General features: G+C 48.7%; 19 protein-coding genes and 1 pseudogene. 8 read left to right on the top strand and 12 right to left on the bottom strand.

The window, feature by feature from the left end:
- The first annotated feature begins 11 nt into the window (after nucleotides 1-11).
- Both OXB_RS18700 and OXB_RS11125 read left to right on the top strand, forming a co-directional pair.
- Complete coding sequence (locus OXB_RS18700; RefSeq protein ID WP_144399689.1) at nucleotides 12-779, top strand: hypothetical protein; 768 nt, start codon at nucleotides 12-14, stop codon at nucleotides 777-779.
- Between the two features lie 17 nt (nucleotides 780-796).
- A complete protein-coding gene (locus OXB_RS11125; protein ID WP_041074318.1) occupies nucleotides 797-1492 on the top strand; it encodes a YjjG family noncanonical pyrimidine nucleotidase in 696 nt (231 codons plus the stop codon).
- A gap of 9 nt (nucleotides 1493-1501) precedes the next feature.
- On the opposite strand, the gene OXB_RS11120 is transcribed toward OXB_RS11125, so the two are convergent.
- The gene (locus OXB_RS11120) at nucleotides 1502-1903 is read right to left on the bottom strand and encodes a PaaI family thioesterase (protein ID WP_041074316.1); all 402 of its coding nucleotides are present in this window, start codon (nucleotides 1901-1903) and stop codon (nucleotides 1502-1504) included.
- Nucleotides 1904-2027: 124 nt separating this feature from the next.
- Between OXB_RS11120 and OXB_RS11115 the strand changes: the two genes are divergently transcribed.
- The gene (locus OXB_RS11115) at nucleotides 2028-2414 is read left to right on the top strand and encodes a carboxymuconolactone decarboxylase family protein (RefSeq protein WP_041074313.1); all 387 of its coding nucleotides are present in this window, start codon (nucleotides 2028-2030) and stop codon (nucleotides 2412-2414) included.
- A gap of 37 nt (nucleotides 2415-2451) precedes the next feature.
- Here the strand turns inward: OXB_RS11115 and OXB_RS11110 are convergent, their stop codons facing one another.
- Both OXB_RS11110 and OXB_RS11105 read right to left on the bottom strand, forming a co-directional pair.
- On the bottom strand, nucleotides 2452-2871 hold the full coding sequence (locus tag OXB_RS11110) for a PaaI family thioesterase (protein ID WP_084212450.1): 420 nt from the start codon (nucleotides 2869-2871) through the stop codon (nucleotides 2452-2454).
- A gap of 62 nt (nucleotides 2872-2933) precedes the next feature.
- Complete coding sequence (locus OXB_RS11105; RefSeq protein WP_041074311.1) at nucleotides 2934-3836, bottom strand: DMT family transporter; 903 nt, start codon at nucleotides 3834-3836, stop codon at nucleotides 2934-2936.
- On the opposite strand from OXB_RS11105, the pseudogene OXB_RS19460 reads away from it, so the two are divergent.
- Together OXB_RS19460 and OXB_RS19455 are read left to right on the top strand one after the other, a co-directional pair.
- Nucleotides 3794-4915 (top strand): annotated as a pseudogene (locus tag OXB_RS19460) (HAMP domain-containing protein); the annotation flags it as partial. The gene OXB_RS11105 and the pseudogene OXB_RS19460 sit on opposite strands and share 43 nt — an antisense overlap.
- A complete protein-coding gene (locus OXB_RS19455; RefSeq protein ID WP_442852908.1) occupies nucleotides 4910-5857 on the top strand; it encodes a methyl-accepting chemotaxis protein in 948 nt (315 codons plus the stop codon). The pseudogene OXB_RS19460 and the gene OXB_RS19455, both read left to right, overlap by 6 nt.
- 18 nt (nucleotides 5858-5875) lie before the next feature.
- Here OXB_RS19455 and OXB_RS18870 read toward each other — a convergent pair whose 3' ends face one another.
- The 9 genes from OXB_RS18870 to OXB_RS11065 all read right to left on the bottom strand — a co-directional run bounded on the left by OXB_RS18870 (nucleotide 5876) and on the right by OXB_RS11065 (nucleotide 12962).
- Nucleotides 5876-6013 (bottom strand): hypothetical protein, encoded by a 138-nt coding sequence (locus OXB_RS18870; RefSeq protein ID WP_158333683.1) that lies wholly within the window; start codon nucleotides 6011-6013, stop codon nucleotides 5876-5878.
- 108 nt (nucleotides 6014-6121) lie between these two features.
- The gene (locus tag OXB_RS18695) at nucleotides 6122-6307 is read right to left on the bottom strand and encodes a hypothetical protein (protein ID WP_144399688.1); all 186 of its coding nucleotides are present in this window, start codon (nucleotides 6305-6307) and stop codon (nucleotides 6122-6124) included.
- A gap of 116 nt (nucleotides 6308-6423) precedes the next feature.
- Nucleotides 6424-7206 carry an HAD-IIA family hydrolase gene (locus tag OXB_RS11095; protein ID WP_231860407.1) on the bottom strand — a complete coding sequence of 261 codons (783 nt, stop codon included), beginning with the start codon at nucleotides 7204-7206 and terminating at the stop codon, nucleotides 6424-6426.
- A gap of 21 nt (nucleotides 7207-7227) precedes the next feature.
- Nucleotides 7228-8322: an ABC transporter ATP-binding protein gene (locus tag OXB_RS11090; RefSeq protein ID WP_041074304.1), complete on the bottom strand. Its 1095-nt coding sequence runs from the start codon at nucleotides 8320-8322 to the stop codon at nucleotides 7228-7230.
- Nucleotides 8322-9113: a sugar phosphate isomerase/epimerase family protein gene (locus tag OXB_RS11085; RefSeq protein ID WP_041074303.1), complete on the bottom strand. Its 792-nt coding sequence runs from the start codon at nucleotides 9111-9113 to the stop codon at nucleotides 8322-8324. Before OXB_RS11085 ends, OXB_RS11090 begins: the two co-directional genes overlap by 1 nt.
- A gap of 18 nt (nucleotides 9114-9131) precedes the next feature.
- Nucleotides 9132-9917 (bottom strand): carbohydrate ABC transporter permease, encoded by a 786-nt coding sequence (locus tag OXB_RS11080; protein WP_041074302.1) that lies wholly within the window; start codon nucleotides 9915-9917, stop codon nucleotides 9132-9134.
- A gap of 11 nt (nucleotides 9918-9928) precedes the next feature.
- A complete protein-coding gene (locus OXB_RS11075; protein WP_173426007.1) occupies nucleotides 9929-10813 on the bottom strand; it encodes a carbohydrate ABC transporter permease in 885 nt (294 codons plus the stop codon).
- A gap of 24 nt (nucleotides 10814-10837) precedes the next feature.
- Nucleotides 10838-12154, bottom strand: a complete 1317-nt coding sequence (locus tag OXB_RS11070) for an ABC transporter substrate-binding protein (RefSeq protein WP_084212448.1) — start codon at nucleotides 12152-12154, stop codon at nucleotides 10838-10840.
- 217 nt (nucleotides 12155-12371) lie between these two features.
- The gene (locus tag OXB_RS11065; protein WP_041076650.1) at nucleotides 12372-12962 is read right to left on the bottom strand and encodes a glycerol-3-phosphate responsive antiterminator; all 591 of its coding nucleotides are present in this window, start codon (nucleotides 12960-12962) and stop codon (nucleotides 12372-12374) included.
- 148 nt (nucleotides 12963-13110) lie between these two features.
- On the opposite strand from OXB_RS11065, the gene OXB_RS11060 reads away from it, so the two are divergent.
- From OXB_RS11060 to OXB_RS11050, 3 genes are all read left to right on the top strand, one after another.
- Nucleotides 13111-13911 (top strand): S1C family serine protease, encoded by an 801-nt coding sequence (locus tag OXB_RS11060; RefSeq protein ID WP_041074297.1) that lies wholly within the window; start codon nucleotides 13111-13113, stop codon nucleotides 13909-13911.
- A 182-nt stretch (nucleotides 13912-14093) separates the two neighbouring features.
- The gene (locus OXB_RS17985) at nucleotides 14094-15101 is read left to right on the top strand and encodes a hypothetical protein (protein WP_052483985.1); all 1008 of its coding nucleotides are present in this window, start codon (nucleotides 14094-14096) and stop codon (nucleotides 15099-15101) included.
- A gap of 30 nt (nucleotides 15102-15131) precedes the next feature.
- On the top strand, nucleotides 15132-15782 hold the full coding sequence (locus tag OXB_RS11050) for a hypothetical protein (protein WP_041074293.1): 651 nt from the start codon (nucleotides 15132-15134) through the stop codon (nucleotides 15780-15782).
- The last annotated feature ends 83 nt before the right edge of the window (nucleotides 15783-15865 follow it).

The raw sequence follows: 15865 nt of genomic DNA, 5'->3' as shown, positions 1-15865 counted from the left end.
TTGCGGTGTAGTTGCTTGCACTCAATGGTTGGTTTCTTGCGTTCGACTACGGGTTGCTTGCACTCCTGCATTTCCTTGCACCCGCGGCGGAGTTGCTTGCGTTCAGCAGTAGAATTCTTGCACCCAGCCCCGGTTTGCTTGCACTCCCGAAGAGGTTGCTTGCACTCCTGCATTTCCTTGCCCCCGCCGCGGAGTTGCTTGCGTTCAGCAGTAGAATTCTTGCACCCAGCCCCGGTTTGCTTGCACTCCCGAAGAGGTTGCTTGCACTCCTGCATTTCCTTGCCCCCGCCGCGGAGTTGCTTGCGTTCAGCAGTAGAATTCTTGCACCCAGCCCCGGTTTGCTTGCACTCCCGAAGAGGTTGCTTGCACTCCTGCATTTCCTTGCCCCCGCCGCGGAGTTGCTTGCGTTCAGCAGTAGAATTCTTGCACCCAGCCCCGGTTTGCTTGCACTCCCGAAGAGGTTGCTTGCACTCCTGCATTTCCTTGCCCCCGCCGCGGAGTTGCTTGCGTTCAGCAGTAGAATTCTTGCACCCAGCCCCGGTTTGCTTGCACTCCCGAAGAGGTTGCTTGCACTCCTGCATTTCCTTGCACCCGCCGCGGAGTTGCTTGCGTTCAGCAGCAGACTCCTTGCACCCAACCACGGATTGCTTGCATTCCCGAAGAGTTTCCTTGCACTCCCACGTTGTTTCGCACTCGCTCTCCCCTTGCAAACTCCCATTTCAATTCACATCGGCCCTCCCTGCTCGACTTTCCATGTTATACTTAACCCAGTTGCGTAAAAAAGGGAGTTTTTCACATGCCGTATGATTTGATTTTATTTGACCTGGATGATACGTTGTTTGACTTTACGGAGACGGAGAAACATGCGCTGCATAATACCTTCCAGTTTTTCGGCTTGCCGAATGGGTTGGAGGAGTATCGGGCGAGTTATCGGGCGATCAGTTCAGTGATTTGGGATGATTTGGAGCAAAGCCGGATTACGTTGGAAGAGTTGAAAATCGAGCGGTTTCGGCGGTTGTTCACGCAGCATGAATTACAGCTGGACGCGGAACGGTTCGGGGAGTTGTACATCGAGAACTTGGGGAAAGAGTCGCATCTGATCGAGGGCGTGGAGGAGATGCTTGCGGGGCTGTCGGGATACCGGCTCGCCGTGTTGACGAACGGCTTCACGCTGGCACAGCATGCGCGGGTGGCAGGGTCCCCGTTGCGGGATACATTCGAAGCGATCATCGCTTCCGAAGAGACGGGCTTTAAGAAACCGCAGGCGGAAATCTTCGAGTACACATTCCAAAAACTCGGAGTCACCGACCCATCGCGCGTGCTGATGGTCGGCGATTCCCTCACCTCGGACATCCAAGGCGGCTGCAATGCCGGGATCGACACTTGCTGGTTCAATCCAGGCGGCCGCGTCAATTCTACTGCTATCCAACCGACATTTGAAATCCGCTCATGGTCCGAGTTCAGTCCAGGTCGCCAGGCCGTCAAACTTTGACCTGGTCTTTCATTTCACCGTCTTGAATGTCGCGGTGCTGAAGCCGATCAGGTCGCCAGCTTCGTCGAACAGCCGACCTTCCACGAGCGCGGTTGTCCGGCTTTGGCTGATCATCGCGGCGGTTGCTGTCATGGCGCCTTCGACGACCGGTTTCAGAAATTGGGTATTCATCTGAATCGTGACGACGTCGTTGAAACCGAGCGACCGGGAATACATGCCCATCACCGTATCAAGGACGGACATGTACACACCACCGTGAACGGTGTCCCGCACATTGTCGAATTCCTTCTTATACGGCAGGCCGAGCACGACCCGCCCTTCCCCGAATTCCAGCAATTCCAGTCCAAGGAATTTCCAGAATTCGCTCGTTGTAAAATGTTCCTCGACTTGTTTCAAATGAGTTTCTTCCATTGTTTGACACACCTTCCCCACTCCTCTGGATGCGCAGTTTGTCATTCGCTTTTTCATTATACCCAAAATTCAGCAGCCTGGCGCACCGGAAACTTTGGTAGAATGAAATCAGGGAGGGATGGAAATGGGGGAATCCCGTTTGGACAAAGGATTGGAAACGATCCGGCACTATGTGAATGAAGAAGAGGCAAATCGCATGATGACGGCGGATGCGTTGAAAGAGCTCGCACCGGATCTGCGTCGGTTCATCGTGGAATTTGCTTACGGAGAGATTTACTCACGTCCCGGACTGGACAAGCAGCAGCGACAGCTCGTAACCATCGCATCGCTCGTCACGCAAGGCGCGGAGCCGCAAATCGCGACCCATATCAAGCGCGGTTTGGCGGTCGGACTGACCCGGACGGAAATCGTGGAAGGCATCCTACAGCTTATTCCGTACACTGGATTTCCGCGCGTGCAAAATGCGCTGATGATCGCAAAAAAAATCTATTCCGAAATCGATTCGGAATAGACAGGATGAAACCGGTTCCAAAACGGAATCCGGTTTTTCATTTTTCCAAAATCATGACGGATGAAACGACATCCCCCACTTTTTTCCCGTTTTGGGACAATTCCGCGACGACGTAGGCAACCGTCCGGCCCAGGCGCTCCACCCGTGCTTCTACATCCACCTGCCCCGGGAACACCGGCCGATGGAACGTCGTATGTAAGTCGATGGACGCGAATGTCTGATGCGGCTGCAGTTTTGAGACGACCGCGTACGCCATCATGATGTCCGCCGCGGATGCCAAATAGCCCCCCATCGAGACACCATTTCCGTTGATGAATTTCTCGTCCACCGTCCAAACGCCGCGGGAGACCCCTTCTTCCGCGTACGTCGTTTCTATCTGCAGCGTCAAATCGCAATTCGGCGGTGTCGCTCCTTCCCGCACGACTTCCATCAAATCCACTTTTTTCAATTCTACCATAAGGCAACACTCCTTCTATTTCTACTATCCAATACACCAAGGTTCATTGCAAGAGAAATCGGTCAATTTCCCACGCTCTTTGCGATGCCCCGTAATTTCCACCTACCGCGGTTTTCGAGCTTCCAATTGACAAGGAAGATCCCTAGGAAAATAGCGGCTCCCCCGATCCAAATTGTCCAATGCAGCTTTTCATCCAAAATGAGCCAGCCGGACAGGATGCTGAAAAACGGTGCCAGAAACAAAAATGCGCTTGTCCGCTCCGGATTCCCCTTCTGGAGCAAATAAAACCAGACCGTGAATTGCACGATCGATGCCGCCAACGTCAGCCAGATGATAAGAAGGATTGAGTTCGTCTGGACAATGAAAAACGGCTCCTCGAGCAGGAAGCTTGCGAGGAACAGAAAAAGCCCTCCGAACAACATCTGGTAAGCGCTCATAACCCATGTGTCATACTGATGCCCTTTCGTTTTCATAAGCAATGTGGCAATTGCCCATGTGACGGCGGAGAGCAGTCCGAACATCGTGCCGACGCGAAATTCCAAGTGCGCGCCCATCGTGATGAAGACTCCGACGAAACCGAATAGCACGCCGATCCATTGTTGCAGCCGGTAACGGACTTTCAGGAAAACCGTTCCGAAGACGATGACGAGCAACGGATTGACAAAAGTTAAAATCGCCGTTTCCCCCGCTGTCACCGTGCGCAGTGCGAGAAAGATGAACCCCATCGCGCACGTCGTCTGAAAAAATCCGACGGCGGCCATCCACCCCCAGTCCGCCCGTTTCACCGGATGCGGTTTGCGCATCCATTTCACCAACACCGCCATGATCAATCCCGCTAACGTAAACCGGATGGCGATGAGAAGTAGCGGCGACGCAGACGCCATCCCCCATTTTCCGATAGCGAACGTCGATCCCATCAAAAATGTCGTCAAGACGACCAATGAAAAAAAGACAATCCGATTCATCCATTCCCCCCTTGTCCGAACGCACACACCCCCTGCACGTATTCCCATTTTACCGGAAGAGGGATGGATTTGGAATAGTAGGATTTTTCAAGGATCCATCAGAAAGCGATTTCAACGGAAAGGGATATGGATTTCTACGTTTCCTTCTTTTCGAGTTGGTGAATAGTAGAATACCATCCACTGTCCGGCAAAATGATCCTCGGATGATAGTTCTTATTTTTTGTCACAAATTCGTGATAGTCAATTGGACTCATCCGATGAACCTCTTAAATATAAGACCGATACAATACATAAGAACCAGATGGTGTTCACTATTTTCAAGGAGGCAGTTCATTATGACGATTGGGAAGAAGATTTACATAGGTTTCGGCATTGTCCTAGCTATTTTAGTAGGATTTGCTGTTACCAGTATCACTCAATTGAACAAAGTCGGCGATGATTACGAGAAAATGCTTGATTTCCGGGTGAAGCAATCCGAGTTAGCGGAAATGAGCCAAAAAGAAATGGCGATGCAAGGGTTGTTCATCCGTGCTCATTTATTGCAGCGGGACCAAGAAACGATGGATAGTTTACAGGAGCACCAACAGCTGTTGAAAGATGCGGTTCAAGAGTTGAGCACCTATGTCGAATCCGCCGAAATGAAGGAATGGACGGAGGAAATGAAGGCGAATATCGTCTTATTTGACGAGGCGGCTGCGAAAGTGATCCGCCTTGTGCAATCCGGCGATCTTGATGATGCGCAGCGCATCGTGAACGGAGATGTTTGGGCCGCCAATGATGCCATCCAAGATGCCGGCAATCAAATGATCGCTTATCAGAAAGATCAACTCCAGCAAAACCGCCAAGCGACAGCCGATCGGGCAGCGGCTGCCGAGAAGACGCTGATTACTGTGATGATCATCGCCTTTGTACTCGGACTCGCCATTGCGTCGGTCATCGGACGGCATATTTCCAGACCGCTCCGGCATCTAAAGGCAGCAGCGTCAAGCATTGCAGAGGGCGATCTGACAGTGGCAGACATTGAATTGAAATCGAAAGACGAAGTAAAAGACTTGGCCCTGTCTTTCAATACGATGAAAGGAAATTTACGGAGTCTGATCGAGGATGTCAATGACAATACATTGCAAGTGACAGCCGCGGCGCAACAGTTGGCGGCGAGCACGGAAGAAGTGTCCCGCGCTTCCCATGAAGTGACCGCCAATACGGAACAGATCTCATCCGGCATCCAAGTTTCTGCGAAAGCCGCACAGGAAAGTTCCGTGGCGATGGAAGAGACGGCAACGGGCGTCCAGCGCATCGCGGAATCCGTACAGACGCTGATCGTGGAAGCGCAAAGTATGGAACAGCTGGCCGCAACGAGTGAAACGTCGGTCAAAGAGGCAAAAGATCAAATGGACCGCATCTTCGAGTCCTCAAACGAAACGAATCAATTGATTAAACAGTTAAGCCGTCAAGTTTCTGAAATAGAAACGATTACACAAGTCATTACCGACATTACCGAACAGACGAATCTCCTGGCTCTCAACGCAGCGATTGAGGCGGCACGCGCGGGCGAACACGGCAAAGGATTCGCCGTCGTAGCAGACGAGGTCCGGAAATTGGCGGAGCAATCCAAAACGTCTGCCAGTGAAATCGTGAATTTGATTGGTGAAATCCAACAGGATGCACAACAAGTGGAGCAGTCTGTCGCGGGGAGCATGGAAAACGTCGAACAAGGCGTCCAAGTGATCGACGACGCGGCTCACGCGTTCCACAATATCATCGTTGCTGTTCAATCGATGGGCGGACAAATTATGGACATCTCATCCGCCACAGAGGAAATTTCAGCGAGCGCGGAGGAAGTATCCGCCTCCATCCAGGAAATTGCCTCGCAAGCAACAGTCGTATCATCGCAGACTGAACAAAACACGGCAGCTGTCGAGGAACAGATGGCCTCACTCGAAGAGATCAATTCCGTCAGTTACGAACTTGACAGGCAAGCGGTGAAACTGCAACAGATGATCCAGCGTTTCCAAGTGTGACGCGGCGATAATCGTCCCTTAATTTAAAAGTTCATTTAATAACAGGAGTGCGATAAATCCTCCGACTACCAGAAATCCGATTCCGAATAAGATGAGCAACATTGCACAAACACTTAGGTACAGTTTCTCGAACCATCCAGTTTGCAGAAATCCCATTCCGCACCTCCTTTTTCCATAAGACGGAATGTCTCAGTGAAAGTTCCTGCAGTCAAAAAAATGACCGTCCTCCGTACAACGCGGAAGATGGTCATTTTTTAATAATCCCTACGATTCAAATTTTGCCATACGTTTTTTATCAAACAGATACACACCGATGGAAATGGCAGCGATGAGTCCGATGGAGGCGAGTCCCATCATGGCCCCTTCCCGATGCGGACCGTCGGATAGCGTTCCGACTCCCACTCCAGATGCGATGCCGACGATAAAAGCCATTATGATTACCCGTACCAAACGCCTCATCCTCCCTTGTCCTGTATCTTTCCAATTCTCTGAGAACCTTTCTCATCTCCATCATACTGCAAATGATAATCTTTATCAACCCGAAATTGTAAAGGTGACTGTCCCCTTTACAATTTCCAAAATGCCGTCAAATCACCTACGATGAAATCGGGGTATATTTTCCTTGTCTCGATATCTTCTTTTCTTGCGATACCGGTTAAAACGAGGCAGGTCGGGAATTGGTTGATCTTGCCCAATAAAATATCCGTCTCCAGCCGATCTCCGATAATTAAACACCGTTCTCTCTCGATATTTAATTGTCCAAGCATCCGTTCCCCGAAAAAGAGGGAAGGTTTACCGACCACATCGGTAATTTCCTGTCCCGATGCGACCTCAATCGCCTTGGCAATGGATAACGTATCCGCCATCACCCCGCCTGGAACCGGACAGCTCGGATCGGGGTTGGTGACGATGATGTTGGCTCCATTTCGCACCGCCATTACCGCCAAATTGAGTTTTTCGTATGTGAAAGAACGGTCTAACCCAACTAGGACATGGGTAGCTTCCAACGGATTCTCCGTGATTGTCAATGAAAGCTGATGAAACTCCTCGTGAATCGCTTCCTCTCCAACAATATAAACGCGAGCGTCCGGATAATGCTCCAAAAAGTACAGCGCTGAAACGAATGGCGTAGTCAGCACTTCGGCTGCTTTCGTTTTTATTCCTAATGCGTTCAGTCTTCGCGCGCAAGCGTCCCTTGTTTGTGTTGGCGAGTTTGTAATAAACAATACCTTTTTATCATAACCCCTGATCTGATCGACGATTTTTTTGGCTCCCGGCAATCTTTCATTCCCCAATAGGATGGTTCCATCCAAATCAAAACAAAACGCGTCAAAATCCTGTATATTCACCAATCCACTCTCCGCCTTTTCCTACGATTCCATTCTGAGCCGTTTTTCCGTTTCCCGATCAAACAGATGAACGGCCTCTTCTAAAAACTTCATATGAATTTCGTCCCCCACATGCACCGCGTCATCGGCAGGGCATTTAATGACGATCTGCTGATTCCCCAGCCGTGTATGTACTAGCATTTCCGCCCCATTCACTTCAATGACTTCCACCGTTCCCTTAAACGGCGTTTCTTCTGGATGAATCGAAATACTTTCAGGTCTGATCCCGACAAGTAATGGTCTGTTTCCATTTTGCTTCACAAGAACTTGTTGATTCTCCGAAAAATGATAGCTCGCTTGATCGCTGGAACCGATGAAAAACCGCTGTTCGCGAATTTCCCCCTCCAAGAAATTCATACCCGGCAACCCGATGAAACTTGCGACAAACATATTTTCCGGCGCTCGGTATACATGGGAAGGGGTGCCGATTTGCTGGATCACTCCGTCTTTCATAATGACGATCCTCGTTGCCATCGTCATCGCTTCCGTTTGATCATGCGTCACATAAATGGTAGTGGTGCCTAGCTGACGATGTAATCTAATGATCTCCGTCCTCATCTGGCCGCGCAATTTGGCATCTAAATTAGATAAAGGCTCATCCATTAAAAAAATGCTGGAATTCCGGACGATCGCCCTGCCTAAGGCAACCCTCTGCCTTTGTCCGCCGGAGAGCTCATTCGGCTTCCTTTTCAATAATTCAGTCAAACCAAGAATTTGTGCGGCATTTTCCACCTTTTTTGTCACTTCACCTTTAGGGACCTTCTGAATTCTCAAGCCGAAAGCCATATTTTCAAACACGGACATATGCGGATAGAGGGCATAGTTTTGGAAAACCATCGCGATGTCCCGGTCTTTCGGTTCCCAATCATTCACCCTTTTCCCATCCATGAATAAATCTCCATCCGTTATTTCTTCCAGCCCCGCAATCATCCTGAGAGTTGTCGATTTCCCGCAACCCGAAGGACCAACAAGGACAATAAATTCTTTTTCTTCAATATCCAAATGGAAATCTTTTACGGAATACTCTTCGCTTTTCGAATACCTTTTACGTACATGATTCAGTTGAATTTTTGACATCAATTATCCCCCGACTCGTCATCTTGGATGAATTTCATAATTTCACGCTTTGAATGCTCCGCCCGTGCGACTGTATTCGTCTCCAACACATATTCCACTTCTTTTTCTTTCAATAGCGGTAACAATCGCTCGAATGGAATCATTCCTTCCCCAATTTGCAAATGATCGTCATGTTCTCCGTGATTGTCATTGATATGTAAGCCGTATAAGTACGGAATGGCCTTTTCACATTCAGTTAAAAAATGTTCACGCTCATTCAGATAACAATGCCCCGTATCCAGCATCATCCGGGCACGACGGTCATTTATTTTATGAAGGATGGAAATGAGCTGATCGATGGAAACGCCAATTCCATTTTCCATGGCGGGTATATTTTCAACGACAAGATCCGTTTTGGCAGGCAAATCTTCCAGCATTTTTAGAGCGAACCGCGCTGTCGATTCTATGCCAGCTTCAACCGATGGATTTTCTCCCGGATGCAATAACACATACTTCACGTTCAAGTTTTCAATGACGGGTAAACACAGTTGCCAAACGGCTTCGGTTTCTTCATCAGCCAAAGCTGGATTAAATCCGATAATCGGCAAATGAAGACCAAACGAAACTCCCTTGTCTTTCGCGCGATCTGAAATTTCCATTAACCGCGCTGGATCCATGTCGAATAAAAGTCGACCATGATGCGCTCCTTCCCCCATTAATTCTATCGATTTCCACCCGTCGGCGATTAACCGGTCAATCGCTTCGTCGATCGGTTCAGAAAATAAAGTATACGTTGAAATGGAATGACGCACGCTGCTTCCCCCCTATCCTTACTTAATGCCTGAATGCATAAAACTTGAAATAAATTGCTTTTGAAAAATAAAGAATGCCAGCAGTAATGGGAAAATGACAAATAACGTGGCAGCCCCGACCACACCCCATTGCGCTCCTGAATCCGAAGCTTTGGCAAACATCGAAAGCCCAACTGTCAAGGGGCGATGGTGATCGGAATCCGTTACGATAAGCGGCCATAAAAAATTGCTCCATTGGTGACAGACGGATATCAATCCGAACGCGATATAGGTCGGTTTAGCCAAAGGCATATAGACATGCCAAATCGTTTGGAGCCGATTGCACCCTTCCATCTTGGCCGCCTCTTCCAGCTCATACGGAATCCCTTTAAACGTTTGCCTTAATAAAAAAATGCCGAAAGCTGATATGAAATAGGGCATCATAATAGCCCATTTCGTATCGTACAACCCTAATTTGGCGATCGTATTCGAGGTCGGATAAATTAATAATTCGATTGGAATCATAATTTGAACAAGATAGAGAAGAAACACAATGCCTTGACCAACAAAACTCATCCGCGCAAAAGCATATGCCGCCAGTGTCATCGTGACGAGCTGGACAATTAAAACCCCAATGACAATGAGGATCGTATTCAAATAATATTGAGCAAAAGGGGCAGAGTTCCAAGCCTCGACAACATTACGGAATGTCAGGGAGAACCCTTTCGCTTTTGTATCTTCAAACGCCATATAGGTGATTCCAAACAGTGGAAGCGCCCAAAGAAGGGCTAATGCATACGTTGAAATATTAATGAGCCTGTTCAATGGAATCCTCCTTAACTGTAGTGGATTTTCCGATCCGTTCCAAAAAACTGTACGGCAGCGATGACTAGCATGATGACTAAGACAATTACAGTGACGGTCGACGCCTTTCCGTAATCCATAAAACGGAATGTACTTTCGTAGATGTAATAGAGCAGGAGATTACTGGCGTTGTTCGGACCACCTTGCGTCATCACTACAAGCTGGTCAACTGTTTTAAAAGCATTCGTCATCGCAATAATGAAAGAAAATAACGTCGTCGGCATCAGCAGCGGAAAGACGATTCTTCGAAATTGAACCCATTTGGAAGCTCCGTCTATATGAGACGCTTCGATTAATTCCTTCGGGATATTTTGCAAGGCAGCCAAGTAAAATATCATGAAAAACCCCGCCTCTTTCCAAATCACCATGACCATAATCGCGATGAGCGCTGTACTCGAATTCCCCAACAAATTCAGTTCCCCGGCACCGAATATTTTCAACAGTTGGTTGATCATCCCGTATTCCGGAGTATAGAAAAATAACCAAATAAACGCGGCCGTCACCATTGGAATGATGACCGGATAAAAGAAGAACGTTCTAGCAAGACCATTCCCTTTCATCGTCCGATTCACCAAAATCGCAAGCAGCAGTCCTAAAAAAACACTTGTCGGCACCGTCCCGATTGCAAACCAGAGATTGTTCATGAATGCCTTCCGGAACACCTCGTCTTCCAGCATCATCTTAAAATTATCCAAACCGATATAGATCGGTTCCACTGTAGATAAATCCTCCCGAAAAAAACTCATATAGGTGGTTTTTACAATCGGATACAGCGTGAACATGATGAGGAAAATGAGGGACGGAAGGAGAAAAAGCCAAGCTGTCGCATTTTCTTTCACTAGTTTGCTTCTTCTCAATTCCTTCACCTCGTCGAATCTAGATTACTGATATGGTTGTAATAAACTTTCCGCCTGTTGTTGCGCTTTATCCAACGTTTCGTCTACATCCGCGCCATTGATTGCCGCTTGGATGGCATCCGATAAGATTTTGATGATCTTTCCTTGTTCATAAACGGAAATTTCCTTATGGGCAATCTCCAATTGTTCCATTGCAGTCAGCGCTTGTGGAAATGAATCCGTGTAAGCCTGTAGGTCAGGTGTTTCATAGCTTGATTGACGAGTGGCGATATAGCCGGTGTTCATACTCCACTCCGCAGCGCGTTCCGGATCGGCCATCCACTTGATGAATTCGAAAGAAGCCAGCTGTCTTTCTTCCGAAATATCTTTAAAGATATGGAAGTTTCCGCCTCCTGTTGGCGTAGCAAAGCGTTCATTTCCTGGTAAAAAAGCGATGCCGAATTCAAAGTCCGCATTATTTTTCACATTAGTCAGGTTTCCGGTCGTCGAGAGCATCATGGCGGTCTTGCCTTCAATAAAATCGGTCGGCACTGTATTCCACTCCAAAACGCCTTCCGGCATGACTTGATGCTCTTTCGTCAAATCGACCCAGTATTGCAGAGCACCTTTAGCTGCTTCTGAATTGAAATACACTTCTTTTCCATCATCACTCATCAAGTTCTGTTGACCATTTTGCAGCGCCAATGCTTGGTAAATCCAATATCCGCTCACCGTAGCAGGCAATTCAATCCCCCATTGCCCTTCCTTTGTCAGCTTTTTCCCATAGTCGATAACTTCATCCCAAGATGTTGGGGCCGCCTCCGGATCTAGGCCAGCTTCCTTAAATAGGTCCTTGTTATAATAAAGCAGCACCGTGCTGCGCTGGAATGGTACGGACCACGTCTTCCCTTCCGCTTGCGAATTCAGCATGAAGCCCGGGAAGAAATCATCCATCATTGTTTGCGCATCAGAATCCGCTGCAATCATCTCATCCAAGGCGAGAATGGAATCTTTTATTTGAAACAGGTCCACGGACAAGAGGACAGCCAGATCGGGAGCTTTCCCATTTTTTACAGCCGTTTGGACTTTGGTCATCGTTTCATCGTAGTTACCGCTGTAAACAGGTGTCACCGTCACCTTTTTACCGTTTACTTCGATTCCTTCTTTATTGAAATCTTCGGTGTAGTTGTCAATCACCTTCGTGATTTCCCCGCCGACATTCACTGGGTAATACCACGTCAAATCAATTGTTTCGTCATTCCCCTCTGCCGCATTGCCCGCATCGCCACTTTTCGTATTACAGGCAGCCAATACACTCATAACTAGGAGTAGTATTGCTGCGATCAATGGAGATTTCTTCATCTTGTTCAACCTTCTTTCTGGATATAGTAATTGCCGTTACGCCAACTCTCTGAAAATCGCTCGCGAGCGTGCCCCCTTCCATTAAAAAGACCACAAATAAACTGTTCGCTATCAACAGCTATTTGCGGCCTCTCTAATCGCACCTATTTGCTATGTACTTTTCACTTGCTAACTATACTAGGGAATTATTAATTTCATATGAATGAATTGCAAAGGTTTAGTAAAGATGGGATAAGCCTATTTTCCACAACTTGGTGTTCGAGGTTGTCACAGCAGCCGCCCCATGGTCCAACGCGTCCTTTGCATGAGCGGGAGTCGTCAGCAACCCACCCGTAATAATTGGAATCGGCGAAGCTTTGGACAGCTTCTCCAAAAAATCCGGCACTCTGCTCGGCATGATTTCAATAATATCCGCTTGGAAATGTTCAACATTTTCCAATAGATGATCGTAGACCTCTGTATCGATGAGAAAGATCCTTTGGATGACAAACAATCCTTTTCTCTTTGCTTTTCGGATGATATTCGATCTCGTCGTCACGATCGCAAACGGATGGACGTTTGCTATAAAATCTATGCCATAATCATCCACCTGGAGCCCGCCGATCTTCTCGACATGCACAATGACGGGCAATCCTTCTTTTTGCAGCACATCCACGTACTGTTTGACCGTTAAAATATTCCCCGTCATTAAAATGACCGCCGCAATGTTCTCTTTGTACTGAATCGCCTTTTCTATCGACTTCGGATGTTTGATCGCGGCAATGATTTTCGATGTCCTCAAGTTCTCTTCAAATCTATTTTTCATCATGTGATTCAAGATATCGCCTCCAGAAAAAAGTGTAGGTCCCATTTAGCAGTTCGTCAAACCCATCAATTGTAAAGGTGCCTGTCCCCCTTTACAATTCTACCTCCCCTTTCGTGTATAATGAATCTAAGAAACTCGTGGATGTGATTGCATGACTTCGAATGAAACAGGACAACAGAAACCGGATGAGGAGTTGACGGACGAGGAGTTGCAGGAGCTGGCGTTGGAAGCACAGCGCGAGTACTGGGAGCAACGGGCGCGAAACCAGGGCAAGCCTGCATCCCGGCGCCCGTTTCCCCGTTGGCTCTTTTGGCTGATGGCGACGGTGCTGCTCGTCAACACTTTCGCTTTCGTCTTTGAACTCGTCTCCATCCCGGCGGTGGAATTTCTGAAAACGTCAGCGCGATTGTCGGCGCAGGAAGATATCGCGGCCTACAAGAAATCCGTCGTCGTCATCGAAACAGGCGACAGCAAAGGGACCGGATTTTCGATTTCCAGCGAAGGGACGATCTTGACCAACTACCATGTCATCGAAGGCAACGGGCAAGTGACGGTATCCTTCCCAGACGACGGGCGTTATGTGGCCAAAGTGACGGAGACGTATCCCGCCATCGATATCGCGGTCTTGGAGACGGACGGCGAGGACCTCCCCCATTTGGACCTGGCGGAACAGCCGGATTATCCGGAAGGCGAACCGATTACATTCATCGGCAATCCACTCAGCTTCTCAGGCATTGCGAATGAAGGACAGATAATCGATCTTACCCAGTTAAAAGACTGGGAAGAGCCGGTCGTCATGATCCGGGCCCCGGTCTACCGCGGCAATAGCGGCAGCCCCGTGTTGAATGAAGAAGGGCAAGTGGTCGGTGTCGTGTTTGCGACATTGGAACATGATGACTACGGCCACGTTGGGCTATTTGTGCCCATTGAAGCGTTGAAACGTGAAAAATAGAATCTAACTTGACGCACCAAGTGAATCAGGTTAGACAGCCTCGGGTAAATGGTCCGGATTTTAAGATAAGTTAATTCAGAAGGAATGCAGTTTAAAACCACAGCATCCTAAAGTGCCTTACTGTAAAATCCGGACACCATTCCGCCCAGGCATAGTGGATAATAGAATAGGAGGGAAATGCGATGGAGCTGATCATCACTTTCGGCGTGATCATTGTGGCGATTGCCGTCCTGACCGCGATTGCCAATGGTTACTTTCATGCAAAGGAGAAGAAATTCCTTTATTCCAAAAAACTGGAGCCGCCGGTCTGGGCCGATCGGGAGACGAAACAGCTTTTCCAACAGTTCAATCGGGCCTGGTCGTATAAAATCGAAAAGACGGTCAACGTCCGGATCCAGAAGGCGAAGCGGACCTTGACCGACGCGGAATTGCGGGAACACTGGTACGAGCTGAAGAAATTCCTGCTTCTCGCCAGCGTGTCCAAAGGGTTGCCGATGTTTTCGAAGAAAGTCGATGACGTCTGGCACTTCTTCCTCGAAGAGCATGTGTTGTATGAAGAGTTCTGTTATCAGTTCATCGGGGAACCGATCGAGCATCACCCGCATGAAAAACCGAAGCATTTGCCACAGGAGCGGGCTTGGTTCGATCTCCTTTACCTTTCGTTCTTTCCGGTTTCGTCGCATTCCCATCTGTGGGGTGATTTCTTGCAGGAAAAGGAAGAGCACCAAGGATGGATCGAGCGTATCCTGCGCGATCCGGAAGGTATCAAAACCCGGCTCGGCCGCCAGCATGCGAGCGCGCCGACCGTCGAAGCGCTCGAGGCGTTCTTGGATTTTGCCGAGAAGCAATTGGAACTGCCGGATCCGGCCACGCAAAAACGGGTGCCCCACGTCGACGGCTATTGGTACGGACCCGCCATTTTCGGCGTCTCGGCCTACGGAGGGTATGAGTATTATGAAGAACAAAAGAAGAAAAACGATGGCGGGGGCGGCGACGGTAGTGCAGCGGGATCTGCGGGTCCTGCAGACTGGGAAGACGAGCAGCATGAGGATTGGAATGACATCGCCAGCGATGTTAACACTTTTGAAGCCATTCCCGCTAGCGGAGGGTCTTCCGATTCCGGCTGGGGCAGTTCGGATTCAAGCAGCGGATGCAGTTCGTGCAGTTCATGCAGCGGCTGTTCGTCATAATTGATTTTAAGAAGTTGAGGAGAGTACGAAGTGGATAAGAAACAGCAGCAGTTAGTACAGTCATATTATGAACAATTCAACAAAAGATGGTTTGATGAGAAGTATTTTTATGGATTTTTACAATTGGTGCGGGAGGAAGCGGATGATATCCCGACCGTGAAGGCGCTCTGCGATTTCGTCTTGGACCGCGGGCAATCCGCCGGCCTGGTGAAGGAGTATTTGACGGAATGCCAGCAGATCATCGGCAATTTAGGCAATGCAAAAAGTCCGAAGCGGATCGATCCGGTGTTTTCATTCAAGGAAATACGCAACGGATTCAATGCGCTGTTCGCGAAATGGGGATGGGAGAAGCTGCCGCATGATGTCATCAACGATTTCATCCTCTGCCTCATTTCCCTTCTGCAGGGCGTGCCTCTGATTTCGGAGGCTTCGCAGAAGAAGGTCGGCCACTTAAGCTTCGCCGCATCAAGCAAAGAAGTCTTCCTGATGGGGAATATGCAGACGCTTCACAACGGGCGCATGATCCCGGTGACGTTCCCCGTCCTGTCGGTGAAAAACATGTATGAAAAAATTACGCCGCGCGATGCAAAAGACACGCCTTATCTTTTTGACGAAGAGCTGATTGAAATCATTAATATGGAAGGACAAATGGTCATCACGTTCCCGACTATTGGAAGCTGAAAGCATGGATAGAACGGCAGTCCCATGGCGGATGGCCGTTTTTTCTATGCCTTGACCGTCTCCCCCAAGGATTCGGTACTCTC

Origin of the sequence: Bacillus sp. OxB-1, assembly GCF_000829195.1 — a bacterium.
Classification (GTDB): domain Bacteria; phylum Bacillota; class Bacilli; order Bacillales_A; family Planococcaceae; genus Sporosarcina.
The sequence above is the reverse complement of the archived record's forward strand: the minus strand, read 5'-3'. Positions and strand labels throughout refer to the sequence as shown.